Here is a 26,733-nt window from a genome sequence, read left to right on the forward strand (position 1 = left end):
ATGGCCAGTTCAGCCGCGCCCGCCTCTAGCAAAGCATCGTCGGCGCTTCAAACCCGCGCCGCGTACGGCAGCGCTTTGATACAGGATGCGCTGGAGCAGCGGCTGGAGGCAGAACGCGACCAGCTCGTCCTGTGGGTGCCGGTCGCGCTCGGGGCAGGGGCGGCGGCATGGTTCGTGCTGCCCGATCCGCGCGCCTGGGCGGCGTCGCTGTTGCTCGCGCTGGCGACCGCGCTGGCGGCGCTGGTGGTGGCGCGCGGCGGGCGCGCGCCGGTGCTGGTGGCGGTGCTGTCGCTGGCGGTGGCGATCGGGCTGGCGCTGACGTGGGCGCGCGCCGAGCGGGTCGCGGCGCCGGTGCTGGCGCGGCCGACGATCGCGTGGGTGACCGGTCGCGTCGAGCAGGTCGAGCCGCTCCCCGCGCGCCGGCTGACGCGGGTGACGCTGGCGGTGCAGGCGTGGGACGGGGAGGGGAGCGCGCCGGCACGGGTGCGGATCAACCTCGACGCGCGGACCGCACCGCCCGGGCTGGCGCGCGGCGCGATGATCCGGGTGCGGGCGCGGCTGATGCCGCCAGCACCACCCGCGGTGCCCGGCGCCTATGATTTCGCGCGAGTGGCGTGGTTTGCGGGGCTGGGCGCGACCGGGCGCGGCTTTGCGCCGGTTCAGGTCGTGATGCCCGCTGCGGCCGGTGCGACCGACGTGCGCGCGGCGCTCACGCGGCATATCGAGGTGCGGCTGGCGGGTAGCGCGGGCGGGATCGCGGCGGCGCTCGCGACCGGCGACACCGGGGCGATCGACGAGACCGATGCCGAGGCGATGCGGCGAGCCGGGCTGGCGCATCTGCTGTCGGTCAGCGGGTTGCACATCACCGCCGCGGTCGGGCTGGTGATGTGGCTGACGCTGCGGCTGCTCGCGCTGTCGCCGCGGCTGGCGCTGACCGGGCAACTGCCGTTGATCGCCGCGGCAGCGGGCGCGGTTGCGGCGATCGGCTATACCTGGCTGACCGGCGCACAGGTGCCGACGATCCGCAGCTGCGTCGCCGCGCTGATGGTGCTGGTGGCGCTGGTGCTGGGGCGTGAGGCGCTGACGTTGCGGCTGGTCGCGGCGGGGGCGGTGGTGGTGCTGCTGTGCTGGCCCGAGTCGGTGGTGGGGCCGAGCTTCCAGCTGTCGTTCGCGGCGGTGACCGCGATCATCGCCTTTCACGAGCATCCGCGTGTGCGCTCGTGGTTCGGGGCGCATGAGGAGCCGCGGTGGCGGGCGGTGCTGCGCGGGGCAGCGTCGCTGTTGCTTACCGGGCTGCTCGTCGAACTGACGCTGATGCCGATCGCCGTCTATCACTTTCATCAGGCTGGGTTTTACGGGGCGGTTGCCAATATCGTCGCCATCCCGCTGACCACCTTCGTGGTGATGCCGGCGGAGGCGGTGGCGTTGCTGCTCGATCCGGTTGGAGCGGGGGCACCGGCGTGGTGGGTCGCGGATCGGGCGCTGGCGCTTTTACTCTGGATTGCGAGGACGGTAGCGGCGGCACCGGGGGCGGTGACGGCGCTGCCGGTAATGCCGCTGGCGGCGTTCGGCGCGATGGTGGCGGGCGGGCTGTGGCTGGCGATCTGGCGGACGCGATGGCGCTATGCCGGGCTGGTGCCGGTGGCGATCGGGGCGGTGTGGACGATCGCGACGCCGGTGCCGGACCTGATCGTCACCGGCGACGGACGCCATCTGGCGCTGCGCGGCGATGACGGCGGCGTGGCGATTTTGCGTGATCGGACAGGGGATTACGTCCGTGACCTGCTCGCCGAGGCGGGCGGGCTGGACGGGGTACCCGAGCTGTTGAGCGAGACGCGGGGCGCGCGGTGCAATCGCGATCTGTGCTGGATGGTGCGGCGGGTCGATGGGCGCGTCTGGCGGGTGCTGGCGACGCGGAGCCTCTATCTGGTGCCGGCCAACGAGCTGATATTGCTGTGTCGTCAGGCGGACGTGGTGGTCAGCGAGCGGCGATTGCCGCGTGGATGCCAAGGGCGGTGGCTGACGCTCGACCGGGCGACGCTCGCGACGACCGGCGGGGTGCGGGTGACGTTTGCAACCGGGCGGGTGGCGACGGTGCGGACGGCGGGGGATGCGCATCCGTGGATGCTCCCCGGAGCGCGGGACGGTGTCGGAAGGTCGCCGATGTTGGCGGGATGGTTGTCGATGTTGCCTGGTATGGACTTGGAAGCGAAGCGACCGTGACGTTGTCGCTTGAGGTGCTGCGTGGGTCGAGCAATCAGTTGGTGGACCGCGCTAACTCTTTGCCGACGTTCGCCCGACTGGCCCCCGGCGTTCGCCGGGATGGGGTGGTATAAGCGTTGCGGACGCTTCGATGTTTGCGAAGGTTGCGCCGGTGCGCTTCGAGATCGAGAAGAAGCCGGGCCCCGGGTCGAGCCCGGGGCGACGGTTTGGGACTGGTTTCCCGCGCCTTACGAATAGCGGCGCAGCAGTCCCGCGAGCTTGCCCTGCACGCGGACCTGCGCCGGGGCATAGCGTTGCGGGTCGTAGGCGCGGTTGGCGGGGTCGAGGCGGATCATCGCGCCTTCGTGGCGGAAATATTTGAGCGTCGCCTCGCTGTCCTCGATCAGCGCCACGACGATCTCGCCGTCGCGCGCGACTTCCTGACGGCGGATCAGCGCATAGTCGCCGTCGAAGATGCCGGCCTCGACCATCGAGTCGCCCGCGACTTCCAGCGCGAAATGCTCGCCAGCGCCGAGCAGCGCGGCGGGCACCGGGAGCATCGTCGAGCCCTCGAACGCCTCGATCGGCACACCCGCCGCGATTCGGCCGTGCAGCGGGATCTCGACCACGTCGTTGGCGGGTTCGGGCATCGTGCGCTTGACCGAGGGCGGCGCGGGGCGCTTCGCCTCGGGGCCACGCTCGGGGGCCTTGATGACCTCGAGCGCGCGCGCGCGATTGGGGAGGCGGCGCAGATAGCCACGTTCCTCGAGCGCGCTGATCAGGCGGTGGACGCCCGACTTGCTCTTCAGCTCCAGCGCGTCCTTCATCTCCTCGAACGAGGGCGAGACGCCCGTATCGGCGAGGCGGTCCTCGATGAAGCAGATCAGCTCGTGCTGCTTGCGCGTCAGCATGTCCCGGCGCCTTCCTAGTGAACGGAGTGCGAACCTTTATGGAACATAGCGCTGTCCGTCAAGCGATCATCAGGATTTCCGCCGAGTCGCCCGCGTGTGCCGGCGGGGCGTGCGGATCGCGGACGATCAGGCAGGTCGAGCGCGCCAGCGTGCGCAGCATCGAGCTGTCCTGAATGGTCGAAGCGAAGGCGCGACCGTCGCGCAGTTCGGCGCGGAGGTAATCGGTCCGCTCGTTGTTCGCGGGCATATCCTCGCCGAGCAAGGCCCGGGAAACGGGCGGGAACGGGTCGCTCGCGCCGGCGAGATGCGCGACGAGCGGGCGCACGAACAGCAAAGCAGTGACGAACGCCGATACCGGATTGCCGGGCAGCCCGACGACCGCCATGTCGCCGCGCCGACCGGCGAGCATCGGCTTGCCGGGGCGCAGCGCGATTCGCCAAAAATCGAGCGTCGTGCCGGCCGCGAGCAGCGCGGGGCGGACGAGATCGTGATCGCCGACCGACGCGCCGCCGGTGGTGACGAGGATATCGGCGTCGACGGTGGCGAAGGCGTCGGTCAGCCGGTCGAGCCGGTCGGGGAGGATGCCGAGGTCGACGATCTCGACGCCGGTGCCCGCGAGCAAGGCGCGGAGCAACAGGCGGTTCGATTCGGGAAGCGCGTCGCCGGGGGTGCCGGGCTCGACCAGCTCGTCGCCGGTCGCGGCGAGCGCGACGCGAACCGGGCGCGCGACCTTGATCTTTGCGACCCCGCCGGTCGCGGCGACCGCGAGCCGCGCCGGGGTAAGCCGTTGACCTTGTTCGACGAGCACGTCGCCCTCGGCGAAGTCGAGCCCGCGGCGGCGGACGTTGCGGCCGGCGTGCGCCGGGCCTTCGCCGTCGAGCGTGAGCGCGTCGCCGTCGCGTGCGGCCTCTTCCTGCACGAGCACGGTGTCCGCGCCCGCAGGCATCGCGGCGCCGGTGAAGATGCGGATCGCCTCGCCCGCGCCGACCATGCTCGAAAACGGCGCGCCGGCCGCGCTTTCGCCGATCACGCGCAGCGGGCCGGGCAGGTCGGCGAAGCGCAGCGCATAGCCGTCCATCGCCGACAGGTCAGCGGATGGCTGGGTGCGGCGGGCGATGACGGGGGCGGTGGCCCAGCGGCCAAGTGCCTGATCGAGCGGCACTTCCATCGATTCGACCGGGCGGCCGAGCGCGAGCACGCGCGCCTGCGCCTCGGCGACCGGGAGCAGGGTCACGCCGCGCGCCAGTCGCCGGAGCGGCCGCCGCGCTTTTCGAGCAGGCGGATGTCCTTGATCGTCATGGCTTTGTCGATCGCCTTCGCCATGTCGTAGACGGTCAGCAAAGCGGTGGAGACGGCGGTCAGCGCCTCCATCTCGACACCGGTCTTGCCGTCGGTCGCGACAGTCGCGGTGGCGGTGATGCCGTCCGCGACCGGTTCAAGATCGAGCGATACGCGCGTGATCGGGAGCGGATGGCACAAGGGAATGAGGTCGCTGGTGCGCTTGGCGGCCATGATCCCGGCAACGCGGGCGACCGCGAGGACGTCGCCCTTCTTAACCGCGCCGTCGCGGATCGCGGTCAGTGCCGTGGCGGACATCGTGATCGTGCCGGTCGCAATCGCCTCGCGGCGGGTGACCGCCTTGTCGCCGACATCGACCATGTGCGCGGCGCCGTCGGCGTCGAGATGGGTCAGCGTCGTCACCCTAGCCGACCATCGCGCGCGTCGCGGCGGCGACATCGGCGTGGCGCATCAGCGCTTCGCCGATCAGGAAGCAATGCACGTCATGCGCGGCGAGTTCGTCGAGGTCGGTGCGGGCCGTGAGGCCGCTTTCGGCGACGAAGGTGCAGCCGGGGGGCGCGTGTGCGACCAGATCGTAGGTGAGGCGGAAGTCGACCGCGAAGGTGCGCAGGTCGCGGTTGTTGACGCCGATCAGCCGCGACTTCAGCCGCCCCGCGCGTTCCATCTCGGCGGCGTCGTGGACCTCGACGAGCACGTCGAGCCCCTGTTCGATCGCGGCGGCCTCGCACTCGGCCATACAGGCGTCGTCGATCGCGGCGGCGATCAGCAGGATCGCGTCGGCGCCGATGCTACGCGCCTCGACGACCTGCCACGGATCGACGGTGAAATCCTTGCGGAGCACCGGCAGGTCGCAGGCGGCGCGCGCGGCGATCAGATAATCCTCATGCCCCTGGAAATATGGCGCGTCGGTGAGCACCGACAGGCAGGTCGCGCCGCCCTCGGCATAGGCGCGGGCGTGGGCGGGCGGGTCGAAGTCGGCGCGGATCAGCCCCTTGGACGGGCTGGCCTTCTTGATCTCGGCAATCAGCGCGTGGCGGCCGGCGGCGACGGTCGCGTCGAGCGCGGCGCGGAAGCCGCGCGGGGCGCTCTGCGCGGCGGCGCGCGCGGTGAGGTCGGCGAGCGAGGTGGTGGCCTTACGCGCGGCGACCTCGCCGCGCTTGGTGGCGCAAATGTCGGCGAGGATGGTCATGACCAGGCGATCCAGCGATCGAGGAGCGTGTTGGCGTGGCCGGCGTCGATCGCCTCGGCCGCCTGCGCCGCGGCGGCGCGCAGGTCGGTCTGGCGGCCGGCGAGCACCAGCGCCGCGGCGGCGTTGAGCAGCACGGCGTCGCGATACGCGCCATGCTCGCCGGTCAGCAGGCGGCGGAGCGCGGCGGCGTTATAGGCCGGATCTCCGCCGCGGATCGCGATCGTCGGATGGCGCGCGACCCCGGCATCCTCGGGAACGATCCGTGCGGGTAGCGGGACCGCGCCGACCGTGACGACGCGCGTCGGGCCGGCCCCGGAGATTTCGTCGAGCCCTTCCTCGCCCGCGACCACCGCGGCGGCGTCGCTGCCGAGCTGGTCCAGCGCCTCGGCATAGATCGGCGCATAATCGGGGCGCGCGATGCCGATCAGCTGGCGCGTGACATGCGCCGGATTGGCGAGCGGTCCCATGAGGTTGAAGATCGTCCGCCGCCCGATCTTCCGCCGGATCGGGGTGATGCGGCGCATCGCCGGATGATGGTTGGCGGCGAACAGGAAGCAGATGCCGAGCTCGCGCAGCGTCGCCTCGGCCTGTGCCCCTGCGCGCTCCATGTCGAGCCCGAGCATCTCCAGCGTGTCGGCGGCGCCGGCCTTGGACGAGGCGGCGCGGTTGCCGTGCTTGGCGACCGGCACGCCACAGGCGGCGACGACGAGGCTGACCGCGGTCGAGACGTTGAGCGTGTGCTGGCCATCGCCGCCGGTGCCGCAGACGTCGATCGCGTCGGCGGGCGCGGCGATCGGGATCAGCCGCTGACGCAAGGCGCGCGCGGCTTCGGCGATCTCGATGCTGGTCTCGCCGCGCTCGGCGAGGCGGATCAGGAAGTCGGCGACCGCGTCCTCGCTGGTCTTCGCGTCGAGGATGTCGGCGAACGCCTGCGCCGCCGACTCGCGCGCGAGCGGCGACGACGGATCGGGCAGCAACGCCACGCTCGTCACGCGGCGATCCGCCCCGCATGGTTGACGCCGGCGAGTCGCAGGAAATTGGCGATCAGCTCGTGGCCGTGCTCGGTGGCGATGCTTTCCGGGTGGAATTGCACGCCGTGGATCGGCAGCTCGCGGTGGCGCAGCCCCATCACCGACGCGTCGCCGGCCGTGGCGTTGACGACGAGGCTGTCGGGCACGTCGGTGACGATCAGCGAGTGATAGCGTGTCGCGGTGAACGGCGCGGGCAGCCCGGCGAACACGCCGGTGCCGTCATGCTCGACCGGGCAGGTCTTGCCGTGCATCAGCCCGCCGCGCACGACCTTGCCGCCGAAATGCTGGCCGATCGCCTGATGGCCGAGGCAGACGCCGAACAGCGGGCGGCGCGCCTCCGCACAGGCGGCGACGAGGTCGAGGCTGACCCCCGCTTCGTTGGGGGTGCAGGGGCCGGGCGAGATCAGGATCGCCTGCGCGCCGCTCGCCAGCGCCTCGGCGGCGGTGAGCGCGTCGTTGCGGACCACACGGACCTCCGCGCCCAGCTCCATGACGTAATGGACCAGGTTCCACGTAAAGCTGTCGTAATTGTCGACCACCAGGATCATCGGTCCGCCATAGCCGATGCGTCGCCGACCGCAACCGCCCAGCGCCTCCGCGCGCCGCAGGAATGTTGCACGGGCGCAAAGATTCGTCATGGCAGGGCAAAGCGCGGGGCGGAGAAAAAGCGCCGCCCTGCGCGTTCGCGGGACCAAGGAGAAAGACGATGCGCCATCCGATGATCGCTCTGCTGAGTGCCGCGATGCTGGTGTTGCCGACCGGGGCCATGGCGCAGGTCGAACCGGCGGGCGATACCGGGCGCGCGCCGCAGCGGGTGCGCAGCGTGACGCTGGAGGGCGACGAGAAATGTCCGGTCGCGCAGGGCGACGAAGTGGTGGTGTGCAGCCGCCTCAATCCCGACGAGCAATTTCGTATTCCCAAGCCACTGCGCGACAGCGCCGAGCCGGCGGCGAAGAACCAGGCGTGGACCAACCGCGTCGCGACCGCCGATCAGGTGAGCCGGGTCGCGGGCGGTTTGCCGGATACGTGCTCGCCGGTCGGGTCGGGCGGACAGACCGGCTGTGCGCTGGCGATCAATCGCGCATGGGCGGCGGAGCGGCGCGCCGCGGAGAAGAACGACTCGATGATCCCCGGCGGACGGTGAGGGGGCGTTTTCCCGCGCGGTCGCCCCGGACCTGATCCGGGGTTCCGCTTTTCCCCAGCGGTCAGAGCGACCAGTGGGAGTTCCGATGACGAAGATGGTGTCGATCCTTCGGGGCGTTCGGCATGTCGTTTGTTGATCGGCTGAAACTCGATCTGCCCGTGGTTCAGGCGCCGATGGCGGGGGTCTCCACTCCGCTGCTGGCGGCGTGCGTGTCCGAGGCGGGCGGGCTCGGCTCGATCGGGGTCGGCGCGGTCGATGCCGGGGCGGCGCAGGCGATGATCGCGGAGCTGCGGCAACGCACCCGCCGGCCGTTCAACGTCAACCTGTTCGTCCACCAGCCGGCGACTCCCGACCCGGCGCGCGAGGCGGCGTGGCTGGCGTGGCTCGCGCCGCTCTTCGCGGAATTCGGTGCGTCCCCGCCGACCGCGTTGCGGGAGATATACAAGAGCTTCGCCGACGATCCACACATGCTGGCAATGCTGCTCGAGGTCGCGCCGCCGGTGGTGAGCTTTCACTTCGGCTTGCCCGGCAGGGACGTGATCGAGGCGCTGCGGGCGCGCGGCGTCTATACGATGGCGACCGCCACCAGTCTCGACGAGGCGCGGCGGATCGCGGCGGCAGGGATCGATGCGGTCGTGGCACAGGGCATCGAGGCGGGCGGGCATCGCGGCGTGTTCGATCCCGAGGCACCGGACGATGCGCTGGGGACGGTCGCGCTGACGCGGTTACTGGTGCGCGCGACATCGCTGCCGGTGGTCGCGGCGGGCGGGATCATGGACGGTGCGGGGATTGCCGCCGCGCTCGATCTGGGCGCGGTCGCGGCGCAGCTCGGGACGGCGTTCATCGCCTGCCCCGAGTCGACGGCGAGCGACGCTTATCGGGCGGCGCTGGCGGGGGAGGGCGGCTATCATACCGTTCTCACCTCGCTGATCTCGGGACGGCCGGCGCGGGCGCTCGCCAATCGCTTCACCGCGCTGGGCGAGCAGCGCTCCGGGTGCCGCCCGCCCGATTATCCGATCGCCTATGACGCGGGGAAGGCGCTCCATGCCGCCGCGGTGGCGAAGGGCGAGCATGGCTTCGGCGCATATTGGGCGGGGCAGGGCGCGCCGCTGGCGCGGGCGATGCCGGCGGCGGCGCTTGTCCGCACGCTCGGCGAGGAACTGGCAGCCAGTCGGCGGTGATGTCGGGCAGGACGAAGCGGGGTCCCGGGTCAAGCCCGGGATGACGTAGCGCGTCGGTCTACTGCCCGAAGTCGGGCGTCGACGCGTGCCGCACCGCCTCGCGCGCGGCGGCGAGGAGCGCGCCGGCCTTCGCCTCGCACTCGCGCTGCTCATAGGCCGGATCGCTGTCGGCGACGATGCCCGCGCCGGACTGAACGTGGATCGTGCCGTCCTTGACCACCGCGGTACGCAGCACGATGCACGAATCCATCGATCCGTCGGGCGAGAAATAGCCGACGCCGCCGGCATAGGCGCCGCGCTTCTCGGGCTCCAGCTCGGCGATGATCTGGCAGGCACGGACCTTGGGCGCGCCGCTGACCGTGCCGGCCGGGAAGCCCGCGAACAGCGCATCGATCGCGTCATGCTCGGGGGCGAGCCGGCCGACGACGTTCGAGACGATGTGCATGACGTGGCTGTAGAATTCGATGCCGTAGCTGTCGGTCACCTGCACCGTGCCCGGCGACGCGACGCGCCCGACGTCGTTGCGGCCGAGGTCGAGCAGCATCAAATGCTCGGCGCGTTCCTTGGGATCGGCGAGCAGGCTGTCGCGGTTGGCGGCGTCCTCCAGCGCGGTCTTCCCGCGCGGGCGGGTGCCGGCGATCGGGCGGATCGTGACCTCGCCGTCGCGCGCGCGGACGAGGATCTCGGGGCTCGATCCGGTCAGCGCGAAGCCGGGCAGGTCGAGATGGTAGAGGAACGGCGACGGGTTGATGCGGCGCAGCGCGCGGTACAGCTCGAACGCCGGGAGCGGGAAGGGCGCGGTGAAGCGCTGCGCGAGCACGACCTGAAAGATGTCGCCGGCGGCGATATAATCCTGCGCGCGCGCGACCATCTCGGCGTAGCGGCCGGGTGCGAGCGTCGGGGCGAGCGCGACCTCGGTCTGCTGGGCGCGCGCGCGCGGCGGGAGCGCGGCGGCGGCGAGCCGCGCCTCGACCGCATCGAGGCGTTTCTCGGCATCGGCGATCTGCCGGTCCGGCGTCTGCGCGGTGTCCGGCCAGACCGGCGCGACGAGGAACAATTCGTCGGCGAGCCGATCGAACATCAGGATCACGGTCGGGCGCACGAACATCAGGTCGGGCAGGCCGAGCGCATCCTGCTCCGGCTGCGGCAGCTTCTCGACCAGCCCGATCGTCTCGTAACCGAAATAGCCGACGAGGCACGCCAGCGCGCGCGGCAGTTCGGGCGGCAGATCCATGCGGATCGAGGCGACGAGGTCGCGCAACGCGGTCAGCGTCGGCGCGGCGCAGGGCGCGAACGCGTCGCGATCCTCCAGCCAGCGCGGGTTGATCTCGGCGCGGTCGCCCTGCGCGCGGAGCACGAGATCGGGGGCGAGGCCGATCATCGAGTGGCGACCGCGCACCGCGCCGCCCTCGACCGATTCGAGCAGGAAGTCGCCGCGCCCGGGCTCGATCAGCTTGAGCGCAGCGGCGACCGGCGTCTCGGTGTCGGCGATCCGCCGCCGCCAGACGAGCGCGGGGCGACCGGCGGCGAGCGCCGCGGCCGTCGCATCGGGGGCATTACTGGCCGGCGTCGCCACCGACGAGGTCCTTCTTCAGCGTGGCGATGGCGTCGGGATAGCGCTTGGCGCCCTGCGCGGCGGCGACGGCATTGGCGAATTGCTGCGCATATTCGCCGCCGATCGCGCGGCCGAGATCGGCCCGGGTCGCCTGGATCGCCGCGGGCTGCTTGCTGGCGTCGCCCGGCACGATTTGCTCGACGCGCAGCACCAGCCAGCCGCGACCGTCGGGGGCCTGGATCGCACGTGCGCTGCCTTGCTTCATCCCGAACATCATTGCGAGCACCGGGTTCACCTGCCCCTGATTGGCGGTGATCTGCGCGCGGGTCGCCTCGACGCGCTCGACCGGTGCCTTGACGCCGGCCTGTGCGACCGCAGCGGCGAGCGGGGTGCCGGTGTTGACCTTCGCGACGATCGCGTTGGCGGCGGCCTGCGCGGCGCGGCGTGCGCGATCGGCGGTGAGATCGGCGACGACCTTCGCGCGCGCCTGAGCGAGCGGGATCGGCGTGGCGGGAACGATCCGGTCGAGCGCGGCGATCGCGAAGCCGCCGTCCTGCCCGATGCCGACCGTCGTGGGGGTGTCGCCGTCCTCGGCGGCGAAGCCGGCGGCGATCACCGGCGCGAGCGTCGCGTCGGGCTGCGCCTGCGGCTGGTCGGGGTTGATGCCGCTCGACAGCACCGCCGGGGTGGTCTGGACATTGAGCTTCTGGTCGCGCGCGACCTCGGCGATGTTGGCGTTGTCGGCCAGCGCATCCTCGACCGCGTCGCGGATCTTGCCGATCGCGTCGTTCGCCTTCTGCTTGGTCAGCGCGGCGACGATCTCCGGGCGGGCCTGCGCCAGCGTCTTGCCGGGGTCCTGCGTGACCTTCTCGACGCGCGCGACGACGAAGCCGATCGATCCGCGCAGCGGGCCGACGACATTGCCCTGCGCCGCGCCGAACAAAGCGGCGGCGACCGCGGGCGAGGTCTGGGTGGCGAGCGCGGATTGCTCGACCGCGGTGATCGTGCGCGCCTCCAGCCCGGCGGCGCGTGCGGCGGCGGCGAGCGGGGTGCCGGCCTTGACCTTGTCGGCGAGCGCCTGTGCCGCCTTCTGGTCGAGCACGGTCGCCAGCGTCACGTCGCGGAGCGGCTTGGGCGCGTATTTCGCCTTGTCGGCGTCATAGGCCTTCTGGATTTCAGCGTCGCTCGGCACGGCTTGCGCCGCGACCTGCTGCGGGGTGACCAAAGCGTAGCGGATCACGCGACGCTCGGGCGTGGTGTAGCGCGCGACGTTGCGCTTGTACCAGTCCTGCACCTCGGCGTCGGTCGGCGCGGGGCCGGCGACGCTGGCGGGGATCAGCGCGGCCTGACCGACGCGGCGCTCGAGCAGCAGCGAGGCGTAGCGGAGCGCGAGCTGCTGCGGCACCTGGCTGGCGCCGACCGTCGGCACGATCAGGAACTGCGCCATCGTCTCGCGCGCGATCTCGCGCTGGACCTGCGCGTCGGTCATCCCGCGCTGCGCGATCAGGCGCAGATACGCCTGCTGGTCGAACTGGCCGGTTGCGCCCGCGAACGCCGGGATCGCCTTCAGCTCGCTGCCGACCAAGGCGCGGCTGACGCGCATCCCCTGTTCCTCGCCGAACGTCTCCAGCGCCAGCCCGGTCAGCGAGCGGGTGATGAGGCTCTCCACCCCGCCGGCGCGGACGAACGTCGCCATGTCCAGATCGGGCTGCTGCTGGCGCGCGCTGCGGATTTCGTCCTGCGCGCGGCGGCGGATGTCGTCCGCGGTGACCTTCTCGCCGTCGACGCTGGCCAGCGGGTGGCCGAGGATGCCGCCGCCGCTCGCCAGACCGGTGACGTCGCCGGCCGCGAACGCCAGCGCGATCACGATCAGGATGCCGAAGGTGACAATCATGCCGACCTTCGAATGGATGATGCCGCGGAGGAAGCTGAGCATGGAAGAGGCAGACCGGGACAGGAGTGAAGCTCGCCGCTTTAGGCACACGTCCGGCTGGCATCAAGCCGCGCACGCGTCTAACAGGTTTAACAGCGAAGCTGGGAGAATGACGGTGCGGCGCAGGCTGGTGGCGGGCAACTGGAAGATGAACGGCGATCTGGCGCTGCTGGCGGAGCTGGACGCGATCGCGGCGGCGGCGGCGGCGCATCCGGGGGTCGATGTGGCGATGGCGGTGCCCGCGACGCTGATCGCGCCGGCGGTGCAGCGCGCGCCGGGGCTGGCGATCGGTGCCGAGGACGTCCACGAGGCGGACAGCGGCGCTTACACGGGCAGCGTTTCGGCGCCGATGGTGCGCGAGGCGGGGGCGCGCTTCACGATCGTCGGTCATTCGGAGCGGCGTGAATATCAGAACGAGACCAGCCAGGATGCGTGGGCGAAGGCGGCGGCGGCGCATCGGCAGGGCCTGTCGGTGATTCTGTGCTGCGGCGAGACGGGGGCGGAGCGCGATGCCGGGCGCGCCGAGCGGGTGGTGCAGGCGCAGATCGAAAAATCGCTGCCGGAGCAGGCGAACGGCGACTGGCTGACGCTCGCCTATGAGCCGCGCTGGGCGATCGGCAGCGGGCGGACTCCGACGCTGGAGGAGATCGCCGCGATTCACGCGATCGCGCGCGCGAAGATGCGGCAGTTGATCGGCGAGGCGGCGGATGCGGTGCGGATTTTATACGGCGGCTCGGTGACCGGCGACAATGCGCGCGCGATCATGGCGGTGCCGGATGTCGATGGCGCGCTGGTCGGCGGGGCCAGCCTGACCGCGGCGAAGTTCGTGCCGATCATCGAGGCGGCGGGGTGAGGGTGCTGGCGACGGTCGGATAATGCACCGTCGCCCCTGCGCAGGCAGGGGCCTATGGCTGTTTCGTTTCTCGGGCCGTTTGACACAGGGGTGGTGGTCTGTCTGTCAAGCGGTCCGCGGCACGATGCAGAGAAGTTCGTGCCGATCATCGAGGCGGCGGGGTGAGGGTGCTGGCGACGGTCGGATAATGCGCCGTCGCCCCTGCGCAGGCAGGGGCCTATGGCTGTTTCGTTTCTCGGGCCGTTTGACACAGGGGTCGTGGTCTGTCTGTCAAGCGGTCCGCGGCACGATGCAGACATGGGCCCCTGCCTGCGCAGGGGCGACGGAGTTGGGGGCTTTGGTGCTGCCTCTACGTCGCCCCGGACTTGATCCGGGGCCCCGCTTCCTCCTGGCAGCCGGGCAAGAAGAAGCGGGATCCGGGATCAAGTCCGGGATGACATAACCCAATCAGCCGAAGCGCTTCTTCAGCAGCGCCCATGCCGCGCGCAAGCCATACGCCTCGCCGCCTTTCGGCCGACCCGGGCGCGGCGACGGTCGCCATGCGAAGGTGTCGAGGTGCGCCCATGTCACGCTCGCCGGCACGAAGCGGCGCAGGAACAAGGCCGCGGTGATCGCGCCCGCGAAGCCGCCGTCCGGCGCGTTGACCATGTCGGCCACGTCCGACTTGAGCATGTCGTCATAGCCGTCCCACAGCGGCAGCCGCCACAAGGGGTCGTAGACCGCCTTCCCTGCCGCAAGCAGCTCGGTCGCCAGCGTCTCGTCCTGCACGAAGGTCGCGGGCAGGTCCGGTCCGAGCGCGACGCGCGCCGCGCCGGTCAGCGTCGCGAAGTCGATCAGCAAATCGGGCGCGCTTTCGACCGCCTTGGTGAGCGCGTCGCCGAGGATCAGCCGGCCCTCGGCATCGGTGTTGGTGTTCTCGACCGTCAGCCCCTTACGCGTCGTCAGCACGTCGCCGGGGCGGAAGGCGTTCCCGGCGATGGCATTCTCCACCGCGGGGATCAGCAGGTGGAGCCGCACCTTGAGGCGCGCCTGCATCACCAGCGCGGCGAGCGCCAGCGCGTGCGCGGCGCCGCCCATGTCCTTCTTCATCAGCCGCATTCCCGCCGACGGCTTGATGTCGAGCCCGCCCGAATCGAAGCACACGCCCTTGCCGACCAGCGCGACGCGGGGAGCAGATGGGTCGCCCCATTCGAGTTCGATCAGCCGCGGCGCGCGGTCCTTGCTCGCCGCCTGTCCGACCGCGTGGATCATCGGATAGCCGGTGGCGAGCGCGTCGCCGCGCGTGACGGTGACGGTCGCGCCATGCTGCGCGGCAAGCGCGTCGGCCTCCGCCTCCAGTTCGGCGGGGCCGAGATCGCTGGCGCCGGTGTCGACCAGATCGCGGACGCGAGCGGTGGCGGCGGCGAGGCGGACGGTCTCGTCGATCGCGGCGACGTCGCTGGTGAGCAGCACGCGCAGCGCGGCGGGCTCGACCTTGCGGTAGCGGGTGAAGCGGTGCTGCGCGAGCAGCCAGCCGAGCCCGGCCGCGCCGGTCGCGCCGCCGTTCGCGAGCCGGTACGTGCCCTCGGGCAGCGTGTCGGCGAGCGAGGCGATCCGCCACGGCGAGTCGAGCGGCTCGTCGCAGACCAGCAGCATCGCCCAGTCGTCCGCCGCCTCGCCGGGCAGGATCGCGCGGTTGCCGGGGCGGCCCGTCACCTTGTTGGCTTCGACCGCGGTGCGGACGCGGACCGGCTGCCCGGCCAGCCAATCGGCGAAGCGGTCGGGGTGGACGACGTGGAGGTCGCGAGCGGGCTGGCCGCGGTCGGGCTGGAGCAAGGCGCTAAAGTCGGTCATCGCCGGACCAAAGCAGGACTTGGCGCGGGGCGCAACGCGCGCGGTTCCCTTGCGCGGCGCGCCATCCTACATCGCGCGCATGACGACACATTCGACTCGCATGTTGATCCTGGGCTCGGGCCCGGCCGGGCTGTCCGCCGCGATCTACGGCGCGCGCGCCGGGATGGCGCCGATCGTGGTGCAGGGCATCCAGCCCGGCGGCCAGCTGACCACCACCACCGACGTGGAGAATTATCCCGGCTTCAAGGAAGTGATCCAGGGGCCGTGGCTGATGGAGCAGATGCAGGCGCAGGCCGAGCATGTCGGCACGCGGCTGATGTGGGACACGATCGTCGAGGTCGACCTGACCGCGCGCCCGTTCCGGCTGATCGGCGACGGCGGCGACGTCTACGAGGGCGAGGTGCTGGTGATCGCGACCGGCGCGCAGGCCAAGTGGCTGGGGCTCGACAGCGAGGATGCGATGAAGGGCAAGGGCGTCAGCGCGTGCGCGACCTGCGACGGCTTCTTCTATCGCGGCAAGAAGGTGGCGGTGATCGGCGGCGGCAATACCGCGGTCGAGGAGGCGTTGTACCTGACCAACCACAGCGACGACGTGACGCTGATCCATCGCCGCGACACGCTGCGCGCCGAGCGCATCCTGCAGGAGCGGCTGTTCGCGCATCCGGGCATCAAGGTGCTGTGGAACAAGGAAGTTCGTGAGTTCGTCGACGGCGGCGGCAACGCCGGGCTGGTCGCGCTGGAGCTGGAGGACACCGTCACCGGCGCGCCTTCGCGGATCGATGTCGCGGGCGGGTTCGTCGCGATCGGGCACCATCCGGCGACCGAGCTGTTCCGGGGGCATCTCGCGCTCGACGAGGATGGCTATATCGCGGTCGAGACCGGGTCGACGCGCACCAGCGTGCCGGGGGTGTTCGCGTGCGGCGACGTCATGGACAAGGTCTATCGCCAGGCGGTGACCGCGGCGGGGACCGGGTGCATGGCGGCGCTGGATGCCGAGCGGTTCCTCGCCGCGGCGGAGTTCGAGGCGGTCAGGGAAGCGGCGGAGTAGTTGTTTTCTCGTCCCCCCGGACTTGATCCGGGGTCCCGCTTTTCGCCCGCGGCGCGAAGAAGAAGCGGGACCCCGGCTCAAGGCCGGGGCGACGAACAACCGTCATTCCCGCGGAGGCGGGAATACAGACGCGCAGGTCTTCATAAAGACCCCGAGGTCAGAGGTTCTGGATCCCCGCCTTCGCGCGGATAACGGCTTTTGGTTCTAGACCAGCGCCTTGCCGGCCGCAAAGGTCACCAGCGCGCCGAACGTCTCGAGCATTTCGCCATCGACCTCGTCGTCCTCGATGACGATTCCGAGCCGGTCCTCCAGCTCGGTGAGCACGCCCGCCACCGCCATCGAATCGAGCTCGGGCAACGCGCCGAACAGCGGGGTGTCGGCGCGGAAGGTCGCGACGCGCGCGCGGTCGAGCGCCAGTACGTCGACCAGCACCGCGCGCACGGTCGCCTCGATCTCGCTCGTGCCTTCGGGAATCACGCAACCTCCACCTTTGCCGCACGGTTGGTCGGCGAGCCGGCGCCGCGTTAGGCGCAAGGGGTGGATTCCGCAACGCCTGAGCCTAGAAGCCACTCTCATGGTGTCCCCTGATGCTACGCCGCGCCCGATCGACCATGTGCTCCGTGGGCAACCGCACGCGCCCGCGCTGATCGATCGCGAGGGGGTGGTCGATTATGCCGCCGCCGAAGACGCGGTGGCGCGGCTGGCGGGGTGGCTGGCCGGGCTGGGGCTCGCCGCCGGCGCGCGGGTCGCGACCTGGCTGCCGAAGACGCGGGTGGCGTGCTGGATGCCGCTGGCAACGGCGCGCGCCGGGCTGGTGCATGTGCCGGTCAATCCGGTACTCAGGCGCGCGCAGGTCGCGCACATCCTTGCCGACAGCGGGGCGGCGCTGTTGCTGACGCAGGACGCACGCGCGGCGACGCTGGCGGCGGGTGACGTGCCGGACGGGTGTAGGCTGGTCACCGACGCGGGGGCGGGGGATGCCTTGCCGCGCTCGAACGCCGATCCGGAGGCACTGGCCGCGTTGCTTTATACTTCCGGGTCGACGGGGCGGCCGAAGGGCGTGATGCTCAGCCATGCCAATTTGTGGCTGGGGGCGATCAGCGTCGCGGATTACCTCGCGATAACGCCCGACGACCGCGTGCTTGCGGTGCTGCCGCTCGGGTTCGATTACGGACAGAACCAGTTGCTCTCGACCTGGGCGGCGGGGGCGGCGGTCGCGCCGCTCGACTATCTGACGCCGCGCGACGTCGTTAAGGCGGTGGCGCGGGTCGGGGCGACGACGTTGGCCGGGGTGCCGCCGCTATGGACGCAGCTGCTGGAGAGCGACTGGCCCGACGCAATGGCGGGGCAGTTGCGGCGGCTGACCAACTCGGGCGGCGCGCTGACGCCGACGATGGTGCGGGCGCTCAGGGCGCGGTTCCCGGCGGCGCGGCTGTTCCCGATGTACGGGCTGACCGAGGCGTTCCGCTCGACCTATCTCGATCCCGATCTGGTCGATGCGCATCCTGACTCGATCGGGCGCGCGGTGCCGTTCGCCGAGGTGCTGGTCGTGCGGCCCGATGGCGCGCTGGCGGCGGCGGGGGAGCCGGGCGAGCTGGTCCATGCCGGGCCGCTGGTCGCGCACGGCTATTGGCGCGATGCGGAGCGGACCGCGCTGCGCTTCCGGCCTGCGCCGGCGGGGTCGCGCTATGGCGGGACGGCGGTGTGGTCGGGGGACACGGTGGTGGCGGATGGCGACGGGTTGCTGCGTTTCGTCGGGCGCGACGACGAGATGATCAAGAGCGCCGGGCATCGCATCAGCCCGCAAGAGGTCGAGGAGGCCGCGACCGCCGGCACCGAGACCGCCGAGGCGGTGGCGGTCGGAGTGCCCGACGCACGGCTGGGGCAGGCGATCGTGCTGGTCGCGCGCGGCGCCGCGCCGTCGGAGACGGCGTTGCGGGAGCGGCTGAAGCGCGAGCTGCCCGCTTACATGCAACCGGTGCGCATCGAGTGGCGCGCGGAACTGCCGCGCAACGCCAATGGCAAGCTGGACCGCGCCGCCATCGCGGCGGCGGTGAGGGAGGCAAAGGCATGAAGCCGATGGGGCCGATCCCGCCGACCTTTGCCGCGCAGACCGGCACGCTGACGATCGGCGGGCAGGACGCGACGGCGCTGGTCGCAGCGCATGGCTCGCCGCTGTTCGTGTACGATGCGGCGCTGGTCGCGGCGCAGGTGGCGCGGTTTCGCGCGGCGATGCCGGCCGGGGTCGATCTGCATTATGCGATCAAGGCCAATCCGTTGCCCGCCTTGCTGACGCGGGTCGCGCCGCTGGTCGACGGGCTCGACGTCGCCTCGGCGGGCGAGCTGGCGCGCGCGCTGGCGGTGAAACCGGGATCGGCGATCAGCTTCGCGGGGCCGGGCAAGCGCGACGACGAACTGGCGGCGGCGATCGCCGCCGGCGCGACGATCAATCTCGAATCGGCGGGCGAGGCGCGGCGCGCGCTGGCGGCGGGCGAGCGGCTTGGGATCGTGCCGCGGCTGGCGGTGCGGGTGAACCCCGATCTGGAATTGCGCGGGTCGGGGATGAAGATGGGCGGGCGCGCCTCGCCGTTCGGCATCGACGCCGAGCATGCGGCGGCGGTGGTGCGGGAGGTGATCGCGGCGGGCGCGGACTGGTGCGGTTTCCACATCTTCGCCGGATCGCAGGCGCTGGACGCGGCGGCGGTGAGCGAAACGCAGGCGGCGACGCTGGCGCTCGCCGCGCGGCTGGCGGAAGAGGCCGGCGCAGTACCGCCGCTCGTCAATCTCGGCGGCGGGTTCGGGGTGCCGTATTTCGCCGGTGATGCGCCGCTGGATGTCGCGTCGGTCGGGGCGGCGCTGGATACGGCGCTGGCGGCGCGCGCCGACGTGCTGCGCGACAGCCGGTTCGCGATCGAACTCGGACGCTGGCTGGTCGCGGAGGCGGGCGTCTATCTGACGCGCGTCGTCGACGTGAAGCAGAGCCGCGGCGAGACGTTCGTCGTGATCGATGGCGGGTTGCACCACCAACTGGCGGCGAGCGGCAATTTCGGGACGGTGGTGCGCCGCAATTATCCGCTCGCGGTGGCGCCGAGGATGGGGTCGACGGCGGACGGCGAGGTATCGGTGGTCGGCTGCCTGTGCACGCCGCTCGACCGGCTCGGCGACCGGGTAGCGTTGCCGCCGGTCGGGGTGGGGGAGGTGATCGCGATCTTTCTCGCCGGGGCCTATGGTGCGACCGCGAGCCCGGCGGCGTTTCTCGGGCACCCCGCGCCGGCAGAGATCGTGGTGTGAGATCGTCGCTCCCGATCAGCTTCGGGGTGACGAAGGAAAGAGTGTCAGGCGGCGAGGCTGGGTGCGAAGGGCGCGCTGTCCTGCTCGAGGCGGTCGCGTCCCCCGCGCTTGGCGCGGTAGAGCGCGCGGTCGGCGCCGCTCAGCAGCTCGTCGAGCGTCGCCATCGCCGTGCCGCTTTCGGCGAGTCCGATGCTGACGGTCATCCGCGTCGCGCCGGGCGTGTGGCGCAGCTCACGGACCCGCGCCGCGATGCGCAGGCCCAGCGCCGCCGCTTCGTCGCGCGAACGGCCGGGCAGCAGCACCGCGAATTCCTCGCCGCCGATCCGCGCCGCAAACGCGCCGAGCACGCCACCGGTCGCGTCGAGCAGCGCGCCCGCAAACAGCACCAGCGCGCGGTCGCCCGCCGAATGGCCCCACAGATCGTTGACCTGCTTGAAATGGTCGATGTCGAGCATCAGCAGCGTCGCGCCGCGCGGATGCCCGGCGGCGGGGGTGGCGCGCTCCATGAAGGCGCGGCGGTTGAGCAGGCCGGTCAATGAGTCGGTGGTGGCGGCCTCGCGCTGGCGCTGCGCCTCGTTGCCGAGTTCGAGCGTGGTGAGCGACAGCACCAGGGTGACGTAGATGGTGGTGTGGAACAGCAGCCACAGCGCCGGCAGCGACGGGATGCTGACGAGCGAGGCAACCGCTACGCTGTGCCGCCCCGCATCGGCGGCGAACGCCAGCGACGCGGCGGCGACCAGCAGGAGCAGCCCGCCCGTCAGCCAGCGCGTCGGCGCGGTGCGCGCATGGCGGCGGCGCAGCAAGTCGCCGGTCATTGCCAGACCATAAGAGGAGAAGGCGAGCGTCGCGACGACGTTGCGGAGCGCTTCGGCGGCAACCAGCGCCGGGATCAGGCAGCTCGCGCTCAGGACCGCCGCCCCGCCCCACACGATCCATGCCGGCCGCGGCCGCGCATGGACCAGCCGCACGCCGCCCCACAGAAAGGCGAAAACCTGGACGAAGCAGAGCTGTGCCGCCCACATAGCGAGCGGTTCCGGCGCGACGCCGCGCAGCATGTAGCAGCCGCAGCCGAGTACCCCGGCGGTGATCGAGGCAGCGATCCAGAGATGCACGCGCTGGTCGCGTCGGCCGAGCCACAACGTCCAGAAATAGAGCGCCATGACGAACTGGACCGCCATGCTGGCGATCAACAACGTCGCCCCGTCCAGCATCACGATATGCCCCCCAACTCGCGGCCCCCCGGCACGATGACAATATATAGACTTAACTTAACGCAAGCGGCAAGTGTCGATCATTGCTGGCTTTGTTATATAATGTCGTGGTGGGTTAGCGCCACAGCAGCGCCAGCACGCCGATCAGCGTCGCACCGCCGATCGGGGCGATGATCAACAGGACGATGTTGAAGCCGATGATCGCGGCGAGCGTCTTCTCCTGCCGCGGCGTCAGCCGCGGGCGGCGGCGGGGCGGCTGCCATGGCGGGGGCGGCGGCTGGTCGCGGAAATCGACGAACATGCGCGTCCTTTGCAGGAGGAACGGTGTCCCTTAGCACATCCCGCCGTCCGTCGCCCGGCATTTGATCCGGGACCGCGGCTCCCGGCGCTACGCCGCCTGCGGGATCGGATCGCGGCGGCGGTGGCGGATGTGATCGTCGATCGCGGCGACGATCGGGTCGACCAGTTCGGGGGGCAGGGTATGGCCCATGCCGTCGATCTCCAGCAGCCGCGCGCCGTGGATCGCCTGCGCGGTCGCGCGCCCGCCCGCGACCGGCACCAGCGGATCGTCGCTGCCGTGGATCACCAGCGTGGGTGCGGTGATCCGGCGCAGGCGGTCGGTGCGGTCGCCATCGGCGATGATCGCCGCCATCTGGCGCAGGAAACCGGTCGGGCAGCGGTTGCGCAGCGTTTCGGCGCGAATGCGATCGGCCATGATCGCATCCTCGATCGGAAAGCGCCCGCCGACCGCGCGCCCGGCCATCGTGCCGTGCGCGACGATCGCCTCGATATCGTCGCTCTTCGGATGGCGGAGCAGCAATGCCGTCGCGCGCATCGTCGGACGCGAGCAGTGCGGATGGCCGGTGGTCGACATGATCGAGGTCAGCGTCCGCACCCGTTCGGGCCAGCGCGCCGCGATCAGCTGCGCGATCATCCCGCCCATCGACGCGCCGACGACATGCGCGCGGTCGATCCCCAGCGCGTCGAGCAGGCCGGCGCCGTCCTGCGCCATGTCGGTTAGCGTATAGGGAACGGCAGGCACGCGCCCGAACTGCATCTGCATCGCGGTCCACACGATATGCGGCGCGCCGCAGTCGTCGAACTTGGTGGACAGGCCGACGTCACGATTGTCGAAGCGGATCACGCGATAACCATGCTCGATCAAAGCATCGACCATGGCCTGCGGCCAGCGGACCAGTTGCGCGCCGAGCCCCATCACCATCAGGATCGGCTGGCCGTCGCGCGGGCCTTCGTCCTCATATTCGATCTGGATGCCGTTCGCCGTGATCGCTGCCATCGTCTGCTCCGTTGCGCCTCCCGAATGTGACTCCGTGAAAGTGGTACTGTGTTCTTGTGCCCTGTGTCACATTAATGCAACGTTTCAGCTTCTGGTTCCGATCGTTTCTTTCCCGTCCTTTGTTGGGTGTCCCATGGTAGAACGCCTCCATCTCGAGCAATTCCTTCCGTATCTGCTGTCGGTTACCTCCAACCGGGTCAGTGGACGGATCGCGGGTGCGTATGAGGCGGCGTTCGGGCTGACGGTCCCCGAATGGCGGCTGATGACGCTGATCGCCGAATATGCGCCGGTCACGCAGGCGCAGCTCGGCGAACGCAGCCGGATGGACAAGGTGACGGTCAGCCGTGCCGCGATCGCGCTGACCGATCGCGGGCTGCTGACGCGGACCCCGAACGCCACCGACCGCCGATCGCACCATCTGCGCTTGAGCCCGGAGGGCGAAGCGCTGTACGCGCAGGTCGCGCCGCAGGCCGTCGCATTGGAGCGCCGGATCTTCGGACGATTCGACGCCGGCGAACTGGCGCGCTTTACGGACATGCTGCGGCGGATCGATGCCGCGGCCGAGGAGGAAGACTGAATGGCGCAACTGCCGTTGATCGCGGGTGTGGAACTTGGCGGCACGAAGTGCATCGCGGTGCTCTCCAGCGGCCCCGACGCGATCCTGGAGGAAGTGCGCGTTCCGACCACCCGGCCTGAGGAAACGCTGCCCGCGCTGGAAGCGGCGATGGACAAGTGGCGTGGCGTCGCGGCGATCGGCATCGCCAGCTTCGGACCGGTATCGATCGACCCGCAATCGCCCGATTACGGCAAGATCACCTCCACCCCCAAGCCGCACTGGGCGGGGACCGATATCGCGCGGCGGCTGGCGGCGCGTTACGACGTGCCGGTCGGCTTCCACAGCGACGTGGTCGGCGCGGCGATGGCCGAGGCGCGCTGGGGCGCGGGGCAGGGGCTGGGCGACCTCGCCTATGTCACGGTCGGGACCGGCGTCGGCGCGGGAATGATCGCGCACGGTCGGCCGGTCGATGGGCTGACGCACAGCGAATTCGGCCATGTCCGCCCGCCGCGGCTGCCCGGCGACGACTGGGCGGGATCGTGCCCCTATCACGGCGCGTGTGTCGAGGGGCTCGCCGCCGGCCCGGCGATCGCGGCACGGACCGGGATCAAGGGCGAGGATCTGCCGCACGACCACCCGGCGTGGGAGTCGGTGGTCGGCGCGCTGTCGTCGCTGTTCGCGACGCTGACGCTGACCGGGGTGCCGCGGCGGATCGTGCTGGGCGGCGGCGTGATGGTCGGCAATCCGTGGCTGCTGCCGCGGCTGCGCGCGGCGACCGCGGCGAGCCTCAACGGTTATGTCGCGCTGCCGGCGGTGTCGGACATGGACACGTTCGTCGTGCCGGCGGCATTGGGCGGCAATGCCGGGCCGCTGGGCGCGGTGGTGCTCGGCGCGCAGGCGCTCGAGGACCGGACGGGAATCAAGGTGCTCGCGGGGTGACGATCACCTCAGCCTGATGGGCTTTTCGGTATCGTCCGCAAATCAGCTCAGCGCATACGCCTCCGCCGCGGCGACCTGTTCGTCGCTGGGGCGGACGCCGGTATAGAGCACGAACTGTTCCAGCGCCTGCAGCGTCGCAATCTGCGCGCCGGTGACGACCGTCTTGCCCGCCGCCTGCGCCGCGCGGAGCAGCGGCGTTTCGACCGGCTTGGCCACCGCATCGATGATGATCTGCGCCGCGGCGATCTGGTCGGGGGTGAAGGCGAGCGCGTCCTGATCCGCGCCGGTCATGCCGAGCGGGGTGACGTTGACGAGCAGCGGTGCCGCGCCGGTCGCCTCCGCCTGCCAGCGGCAGCCGAGCCGCTCGGCGAGCGTACGCCCGGCGGCCTCGTTGCGCGCGACGATCGTGCCGTCGGGGAAGCCGGCGTCGACCAGTGCGGTCGCGACCGCCTTGCCCATTCCGCCGCTGCCGCGCAGCAGGAACGGCACGCGCGGCAGGTCGGCGATCAGGTCGCGCACCGCGCTGTAATCGGTGTTGTAGCCGAGCAAGTCGCCGTCGGTGTTGACGATCGTGTTGACGCTGTCGATCGCCGCCGCACTGTCGCGCAGGCCGTCGAGCATCGGAATGACGGCTTCCTTGAACGGCATCGACACCGCGCAGCCGCGGATGCCGAGCGCGCGGATGCCGGTGATCGCACCAGCGAGATCGTCGGTGGTGAACGCCTTGTAGACGTAATTCAGCCCGAGCGCGTCGTAGAGATGGTTGTGGAAGCGCGATCCGAAATTGCCGGGGCGCGCGGCGAGCGACATGCACAGGCGGGTGGCGGGGCCGATCGGCGGCTTCATCGGCGATTCCTTATGCTTCAAAGGGGAAGGGCGGGCTGTTTGAGTTCCTCGTCGCGCAGGATGCCCGACAGCGTCAACCCGAGCAGCCGGATCCCGCCCGGTGTGGGCAGCAACGGGGCGAGCAGCCCGCGCCCGAGATCGAGCAACTGGTCCTGCGTCTCGATGACGCCGGTGACCGAGCGGGCGCGGGTGAGCGTCGTGAAATCGGCGCGGCGCAGCTTGAGCGTGGCGGTCCGGCCTCGGACGTCGGCGCGCTCGACGCGCGTCCAGGCGGCGGCGGCGACCGTTTCCAGCGCGGCGTCGATCTCCGCCGGGTCGGTAAGGTTGGTGTCGAAGGTGCGTTCGGCGCCGACCGATTTGGTCTGGCGCTCGGCGCGGACCGGACGGTCGTCGACGCCGCGCGCCGCGCCGTGAAGATAATCGGCGTGGCTGCCGAAATGCGCACGCAGGAACTCGATCGGACGGTCGCGCAGGTCGGCGCCGGTGTGGATGCCGAGCCGCGCCATCTTCTCGGCGGTGACCGGGCCGATGCCGTGGAAGCGCTTGACCGGGAGCGTGGCGACGAACGCCGCGCCCTGGGCGGGCGGGATCACGCACAGGCCGTCGGGCTTGTTCTGGTCCGAGGCGAGCTTGGCGATGAACTTGTTGTAGCTGACCCCCGCCGAGGCGGTGAGCCCGGTGTCGGCCTTGATCCGCGCGCGGATCTCGGCGGCGATCGCGCTGGCCGAGCCGAGCGCGCGACGGTCCTCGCTGACGTCGAGATAGGCTTCGTCGAGCGACAACGGTTCGATCGCATCGGCGTAATCGGTGAAGATCGCATGGATTTGGCGGCTGACCGCGCGATAGACGTCGAAGCGCGGCGGCACGAACACCAGCGCCGGGCAGCGCCGCGCCGCGACCACCGACGGCATCGCCGAACGCACCCCGAACACGCGCGCCTCGTAGCTGGCCGCTGCCACCACCCCGCGCGCGCGATTGCCGCCGACCGCCACCGGCCGCCCGCGTAGCTCTGGCGCATCGCGCTGTTCGACCGACGCATAAAAGGCGTCCATGTCGATATGGATGATCTTGCGAGCGGTGGCCACGGTGCTGGGACGCGTGTAGCAACAGGCGGCGCGGCTCGCCAGTGTTTTGCGGAACAAAGCGGGTATATGGCGGCTCGGGCTAGCGCATTGCCCGCACCGCGGGCGTGTCGAGGCAGGCGAGCATCGCGGCCGGGGTCGTCATCGGTGGCGGTGGCGGCGACGGGGGCGCGGTGGTCGCGGGCGGCACCTCGATCGTCCGCCCGATCGCGACCGCGTCGAAGCCGGTGCGCCCGAGGCACTTCATCGCCGCCGACAGCATCCGCGGCGGCGTGTCGCGCGCTTCATAGGACAGCCGGAACGTCCCCCAATGGATCGCGAGCGCATGGGCGGCGCGCAGTCGCTCGAACACCAGCGCCGCCTGCGCGGGGCCGATATGCGCGCCCGACGCCATTTGCCCGGGGACGAAGCGGAACGCCCCGATCGGGAGCAGCGCGAGCCGGACCGGGCCGAGCGCGGCGGCCTCCGCGGGCCATTGTCCGTCGCCGAAGCCGGTGTCGCCCGCAAAGAACAGATTGCCGCCCGCAGGGAGTTGTACGACGAAGCTCGACCACAAGGCGCGATTGCGATCGGCGAACCAGCGGCTGCCCCAATGGTGGTTGCGGGTGACCGCGACGCGGACGCCGGGGCGGATCTGCACCCCGCCGCGCCAGTCGAGCGCCATGGCGCGCGCACCGGTCTGCGCGATGACGCTGTCGTTGCCGAGGCTGGTGACGATCGTCGGGCGATCGCGTTGCCACAGTCGTTTGAGCGTCGCTTGTTCGAGATGGTCGTAATGATTGTGGCTGACCAGCACGAGATCGATGCGCGGCAGATCCTCGAAGCGCACCCCCGGCGCGGCGACGCGACGCGGGCCGAAGCCGAACGGCCCGGCGCGCGCGCCCCAGACGGGATCGGTGAGGATGTTGAGCCCCTGCGTCTGGATCAGCACGGTGGCGTGGCCGATCCATGTCACCAGCATCCGCGTTCCGGCGACGCGCGCCGGTGGCCGGGCGGGGGTGACGGCGACGCGGTCGGGCCAGGCCGGGCGGTCGTCGCTGCCGGTCAGTTGCCGCCACAGGAATCCGCCGCGGCTGCCGCCCGCAGGGGGCGCCATCGTGTCGTCGCCGTCCGGGTTGAAGAAGCGCGCGCCATCATAATGATCGGAGCGCGGACCTTCGTAGTAGCGGCGATCGAGGAAGCGCGGGATGATCGTAACCGCGAGGCCGGTCGCGATGACGAGCAGCAGGGTGGCGGCGAGCGCGGTTCTTGCGATCCTTCTGACGATCGGCACGCGCCGTTCCTTCCCCGGGAGCTGAAGTGGCGGAATGATCGCAGCGGTCGTTCGATCCC

25 protein-coding genes are annotated in these 26,733 nt (G+C 71.1%); 9 read left to right on the plus strand and 16 right to left on the minus strand.

Features of this window, described 5'->3' with window-relative positions:
• Positions 1–2,223, plus strand: coding sequence for a ComEC/Rec2 family competence protein (locus FHS97_RS04285; protein WP_184033534.1), 2,223 nt, complete (start codon positions 1–3; stop codon positions 2,221–2,223).
• Positions 2,224–2,450: 227 nt separating this feature from the next.
• Here FHS97_RS04285 and lexA read toward each other — a convergent pair whose 3' ends face one another.
• From lexA to FHS97_RS04315, 6 genes are read right to left on the minus strand one after another with little or no spacing between them, the layout of a single operon-like run.
• Positions 2,451–3,113 (minus strand): transcriptional repressor LexA, encoded by a 663-nt coding sequence (gene lexA / locus FHS97_RS04290; RefSeq protein WP_159757719.1) that lies wholly within the window; start codon positions 3,111–3,113, stop codon positions 2,451–2,453.
• Positions 3,114–3,171: 58 nt separating this feature from the next.
• Positions 3,172–4,347: a molybdopterin molybdotransferase MoeA gene (locus tag FHS97_RS04295; protein WP_184033537.1), complete on the minus strand. Its 1,176-nt coding sequence runs from the start codon at positions 4,345–4,347 to the stop codon at positions 3,172–3,174.
• Positions 4,344–4,814 (minus strand): cyclic pyranopterin monophosphate synthase MoaC, encoded by a 471-nt coding sequence (gene moaC, locus FHS97_RS04300; RefSeq protein WP_184033541.1) that lies wholly within the window; start codon positions 4,812–4,814, stop codon positions 4,344–4,346. The genes FHS97_RS04295 and moaC overlap by 4 nt, the downstream gene beginning before the upstream one ends.
• A gap of 1 nt (position 4,815) precedes the next feature.
• Positions 4,816–5,601, minus strand: a complete 786-nt coding sequence (gene trpC / locus FHS97_RS04305; RefSeq protein WP_184033544.1) for an indole-3-glycerol phosphate synthase TrpC — start codon at positions 5,599–5,601, stop codon at positions 4,816–4,818.
• Complete coding sequence (trpD, locus tag FHS97_RS04310) at positions 5,598–6,593, minus strand: anthranilate phosphoribosyltransferase (protein WP_184033547.1); 996 nt, start codon at positions 6,591–6,593, stop codon at positions 5,598–5,600. The genes trpC and trpD overlap by 4 nt, the downstream gene beginning before the upstream one ends.
• Entirely contained in the window at positions 6,590–7,180 is a 591-nt protein-coding gene (locus FHS97_RS04315; RefSeq protein WP_184033550.1) for an anthranilate synthase component II, read from the minus strand. Before FHS97_RS04315 ends, trpD begins: the two co-directional genes overlap by 4 nt.
• A gap of 158 nt (positions 7,181–7,338) precedes the next feature.
• Here FHS97_RS04315 and FHS97_RS04320 point away from each other — a divergent pair, with 158 nt between their 5' ends.
• The gene (locus FHS97_RS04320) at positions 7,339–7,776 is read left to right on the plus strand and encodes a hypothetical protein (protein WP_246346436.1); all 438 of its coding nucleotides are present in this window, start codon (positions 7,339–7,341) and stop codon (positions 7,774–7,776) included.
• Positions 7,777–7,898: 122 nt separating this feature from the next.
• Positions 7,899–8,957, plus strand: coding sequence for an NAD(P)H-dependent flavin oxidoreductase (locus tag FHS97_RS04325; protein ID WP_184033552.1), 1,059 nt, complete (start codon positions 7,899–7,901; stop codon positions 8,955–8,957).
• A gap of 58 nt (positions 8,958–9,015) precedes the next feature.
• Here the strand turns inward: FHS97_RS04325 and trpE are convergent, their stop codons facing one another.
• Both trpE and FHS97_RS04335 read right to left on the minus strand, forming a co-directional pair.
• Positions 9,016–10,533: an anthranilate synthase component I gene (gene trpE, locus FHS97_RS04330; protein ID WP_184033555.1), complete on the minus strand. Its 1,518-nt coding sequence runs from the start codon at positions 10,531–10,533 to the stop codon at positions 9,016–9,018.
• Positions 10,514–12,448 (minus strand): peptidylprolyl isomerase, encoded by a 1,935-nt coding sequence (locus tag FHS97_RS04335; RefSeq protein WP_184033558.1) that lies wholly within the window; start codon positions 12,446–12,448, stop codon positions 10,514–10,516. Before FHS97_RS04335 ends, trpE begins: the two co-directional genes overlap by 20 nt.
• 106 nt (positions 12,449–12,554) lie before the next feature.
• Here FHS97_RS04335 and tpiA point away from each other — a divergent pair, with 106 nt between their 5' ends.
• Complete coding sequence (tpiA, locus tag FHS97_RS04340) at positions 12,555–13,298, plus strand: triose-phosphate isomerase (protein WP_184033561.1); 744 nt, start codon at positions 12,555–12,557, stop codon at positions 13,296–13,298.
• Between the two features lie 447 nt (positions 13,299–13,745).
• Here tpiA and FHS97_RS04345 read toward each other — a convergent pair whose 3' ends face one another.
• Complete coding sequence (locus tag FHS97_RS04345) at positions 13,746–15,131, minus strand: leucyl aminopeptidase family protein (RefSeq protein WP_184033564.1); 1,386 nt, start codon at positions 15,129–15,131, stop codon at positions 13,746–13,748.
• 79 nt (positions 15,132–15,210) lie between these two features.
• Here FHS97_RS04345 and trxB point away from each other — a divergent pair, with 79 nt between their 5' ends.
• A complete protein-coding gene (gene trxB / locus FHS97_RS04350; RefSeq protein WP_184033567.1) occupies positions 15,211–16,179 on the plus strand; it encodes a thioredoxin-disulfide reductase in 969 nt (322 codons plus the stop codon).
• A 204-nt stretch (positions 16,180–16,383) separates the two neighbouring features.
• Here trxB and FHS97_RS17400 read toward each other — a convergent pair whose 3' ends face one another.
• Positions 16,384–16,656, minus strand: a complete 273-nt coding sequence (locus tag FHS97_RS17400; RefSeq protein WP_184033570.1) for a phosphopantetheine-binding protein — start codon at positions 16,654–16,656, stop codon at positions 16,384–16,386.
• Between the two features lie 97 nt (positions 16,657–16,753).
• Here FHS97_RS17400 and FHS97_RS04360 point away from each other — a divergent pair, with 97 nt between their 5' ends.
• Positions 16,754–18,253 carry an AMP-binding protein gene (locus FHS97_RS04360; protein WP_184033572.1) on the plus strand — a complete coding sequence of 500 codons (1,500 nt, stop codon included), beginning with the start codon at positions 16,754–16,756 and terminating at the stop codon, positions 18,251–18,253.
• Entirely contained in the window at positions 18,250–19,470 is a 1,221-nt protein-coding gene (locus tag FHS97_RS04365; protein ID WP_184033574.1) for a pyridoxal-dependent decarboxylase, exosortase A system-associated, read from the plus strand. The genes FHS97_RS04360 and FHS97_RS04365 overlap by 4 nt, the downstream gene beginning before the upstream one ends.
• Before the next feature lie 44 nt (positions 19,471–19,514).
• On the opposite strand, the gene FHS97_RS04370 is transcribed toward FHS97_RS04365, so the two are convergent.
• The 3 genes from FHS97_RS04370 to FHS97_RS04380 form a co-directional block, all read right to left on the minus strand.
• The gene (locus tag FHS97_RS04370) at positions 19,515–20,681 is read right to left on the minus strand and encodes a GGDEF domain-containing protein (RefSeq protein ID WP_246346476.1); all 1,167 of its coding nucleotides are present in this window, start codon (positions 20,679–20,681) and stop codon (positions 19,515–19,517) included.
• Positions 20,682–20,796: 115 nt separating this feature from the next.
• A complete protein-coding gene (locus FHS97_RS04375) occupies positions 20,797–20,982 on the minus strand; it encodes a hypothetical protein (protein ID WP_184033578.1) in 186 nt (61 codons plus the stop codon).
• A gap of 87 nt (positions 20,983–21,069) precedes the next feature.
• The gene (locus FHS97_RS04380) at positions 21,070–21,978 is read right to left on the minus strand and encodes an alpha/beta fold hydrolase (protein WP_184033580.1); all 909 of its coding nucleotides are present in this window, start codon (positions 21,976–21,978) and stop codon (positions 21,070–21,072) included.
• Positions 21,979–22,111: 133 nt separating this feature from the next.
• Here FHS97_RS04380 and FHS97_RS04385 point away from each other — a divergent pair, with 133 nt between their 5' ends.
• Both FHS97_RS04385 and FHS97_RS04390 read left to right on the plus strand, forming a co-directional pair.
• Positions 22,112–22,555 (plus strand): MarR family winged helix-turn-helix transcriptional regulator, encoded by a 444-nt coding sequence (locus FHS97_RS04385; protein WP_184033582.1) that lies wholly within the window; start codon positions 22,112–22,114, stop codon positions 22,553–22,555.
• Complete coding sequence (locus FHS97_RS04390; RefSeq protein WP_184033585.1) at positions 22,556–23,473, plus strand: ROK family protein; 918 nt, start codon at positions 22,556–22,558, stop codon at positions 23,471–23,473.
• A 42-nt stretch (positions 23,474–23,515) separates the two neighbouring features.
• Here FHS97_RS04390 and FHS97_RS04395 read toward each other — a convergent pair whose 3' ends face one another.
• The 3 genes from FHS97_RS04395 to FHS97_RS04405 form a co-directional block, all read right to left on the minus strand.
• Complete coding sequence (locus tag FHS97_RS04395; protein ID WP_184033590.1) at positions 23,516–24,319, minus strand: shikimate 5-dehydrogenase; 804 nt, start codon at positions 24,317–24,319, stop codon at positions 23,516–23,518.
• A 17-nt stretch (positions 24,320–24,336) separates the two neighbouring features.
• Positions 24,337–25,371, minus strand: a complete 1,035-nt coding sequence (gene dinB / locus FHS97_RS04400; protein WP_184034107.1) for a DNA polymerase IV — start codon at positions 25,369–25,371, stop codon at positions 24,337–24,339.
• A gap of 112 nt (positions 25,372–25,483) precedes the next feature.
• Positions 25,484–26,668: an MBL fold metallo-hydrolase gene (locus tag FHS97_RS04405; protein ID WP_425506282.1), complete on the minus strand. Its 1,185-nt coding sequence runs from the start codon at positions 26,666–26,668 to the stop codon at positions 25,484–25,486.
• Positions 26,669–26,733: the final 65 nt, after the last annotated feature.

It is taken from the genome of Sphingomonas endophytica (assembly GCF_014199415.1).
Lineage (GTDB): Bacteria > Pseudomonadota > Alphaproteobacteria > Sphingomonadales > Sphingomonadaceae > Sphingomonas > Sphingomonas endophytica.

What these genes read in the sequence shown, in the direction of transcription:
- FHS97_RS04285 (WP_184033534.1), top strand. Translation starts at nt 1, where the DNA reads ATGGCCAGTTCAGCCGCGCCCGCCTCTAGCAAAGCATCGTCGGCGCTT.
- lexA (WP_159757719.1), bottom strand. Translation starts at nt 3,113, where the DNA reads ATGCTGACGCGCAAGCAGCACGAGCTGATCTGCTTCATCGAGGACCGC.
- trpC (WP_184033544.1), bottom strand. Translation starts at nt 5,601, where the DNA reads ATGACCATCCTCGCCGACATTTGCGCCACCAAGCGCGGCGAGGTCGCC.
- FHS97_RS04315 (WP_184033550.1), bottom strand. Translation starts at nt 7,180, where the DNA reads ATGATCCTGGTGGTCGACAATTACGACAGCTTTACGTGGAACCTGGTC.
- FHS97_RS04320 (WP_246346436.1), top strand. Translation starts at nt 7,339, where the DNA reads ATGCGCCATCCGATGATCGCTCTGCTGAGTGCCGCGATGCTGGTGTTG.
- FHS97_RS04325 (WP_184033552.1), top strand. Translation starts at nt 7,899, where the DNA reads ATGTCGTTTGTTGATCGGCTGAAACTCGATCTGCCCGTGGTTCAGGCG.
- FHS97_RS04335 (WP_184033558.1), bottom strand. Translation starts at nt 12,448, where the DNA reads ATGCTCAGCTTCCTCCGCGGCATCATCCATTCGAAGGTCGGCATGATT.
- tpiA (WP_184033561.1), top strand. Translation starts at nt 12,555, where the DNA reads ATGACGGTGCGGCGCAGGCTGGTGGCGGGCAACTGGAAGATGAACGGC.
- FHS97_RS04345 (WP_184033564.1), bottom strand. Translation starts at nt 15,131, where the DNA reads ATGACCGACTTTAGCGCCTTGCTCCAGCCCGACCGCGGCCAGCCCGCT.
- trxB (WP_184033567.1), top strand. Translation starts at nt 15,211, where the DNA reads ATGACGACACATTCGACTCGCATGTTGATCCTGGGCTCGGGCCCGGCC.
- FHS97_RS04360 (WP_184033572.1), top strand. Translation starts at nt 16,754, where the DNA reads ATGGTGTCCCCTGATGCTACGCCGCGCCCGATCGACCATGTGCTCCGT.
- FHS97_RS04365 (WP_184033574.1), top strand. Translation starts at nt 18,250, where the DNA reads ATGAAGCCGATGGGGCCGATCCCGCCGACCTTTGCCGCGCAGACCGGC.
- FHS97_RS04370 (WP_246346476.1), bottom strand. Translation starts at nt 20,681, where the DNA reads ATGCTGGACGGGGCGACGTTGTTGATCGCCAGCATGGCGGTCCAGTTC.
- FHS97_RS04375 (WP_184033578.1), bottom strand. Translation starts at nt 20,982, where the DNA reads ATGTTCGTCGATTTCCGCGACCAGCCGCCGCCCCCGCCATGGCAGCCG.
- FHS97_RS04380 (WP_184033580.1), bottom strand. Translation starts at nt 21,978, where the DNA reads ATGGCAGCGATCACGGCGAACGGCATCCAGATCGAATATGAGGACGAA.
- FHS97_RS04385 (WP_184033582.1), top strand. Translation starts at nt 22,112, where the DNA reads ATGGTAGAACGCCTCCATCTCGAGCAATTCCTTCCGTATCTGCTGTCG.
- FHS97_RS04390 (WP_184033585.1), top strand. Translation starts at nt 22,556, where the DNA reads ATGGCGCAACTGCCGTTGATCGCGGGTGTGGAACTTGGCGGCACGAAG.
- FHS97_RS04395 (WP_184033590.1), bottom strand. Translation starts at nt 24,319, where the DNA reads ATGAAGCCGCCGATCGGCCCCGCCACCCGCCTGTGCATGTCGCTCGCC.
- dinB (WP_184034107.1), bottom strand. Translation starts at nt 25,371, where the DNA reads ATGGACGCCTTTTATGCGTCGGTCGAACAGCGCGATGCGCCAGAGCTA.